We start from the raw sequence: 445 nt of genomic DNA, 5'->3' as shown, positions 1-445 counted from the left end.
TCGCAGCAGGGGTGGCGCATCCTCACGGTGCCTTCGGCCGGGTGGAGAGGAGTGTCGGTTGGCATTGTCGGTTCTCCCTTGGCGTGCCGCGCGTTGCCGATAGTTGCCGATGCGGCTTGCCGGTTGACGGTACGGATTTAAGTTAGGGCGGCGACGCACAAGGGTGGGAGTTACAAGTGTGACGGGATTTGAATGGATTCGCTGATCACCGCGGCTGCGCTGGCACTGGCCGGAGGCGACCCGCTCGGCGCGCTGGATCGCGTCGCCTTGCGCGAAGACCCGCCGGCGCTGGCGCTGCGCGGCATTGCCATGGCGCAGCTCGGTGATCTCGATCGCGCCAAGGCGCTGCTGCGGCGTGCCGCGCGCGGCTTCGGCCCGAAAGAGGCGGTAGCGCGTGCCAGATGCGTCGTTGCCGAGGCCGAGATCGCGCTGGTCTCGCGGGATC

The 445-nt window shown here is 68.1% G+C and carries 1 pseudogene; it reads left to right on the top strand.

The annotated features are described in order from the left end of the window. Positions 1-192: 192 nt before the first annotated feature. A pseudogene (locus tag ENZ75_RS33995) lies at positions 193-445 on the top strand (helix-turn-helix domain-containing protein); the annotation flags it as partial.

The organism is Mesorhizobium sp. M7A.F.Ca.CA.002.04.1.1, from assembly GCF_004022805.1.
GTDB lineage: Bacteria > Pseudomonadota > Alphaproteobacteria > Rhizobiales > Rhizobiaceae > Mesorhizobium > Mesorhizobium ciceri.
The sequence above is the reverse complement of the archived record's forward strand: the minus strand, read 5'-3'. Positions and strand labels throughout refer to the sequence as shown.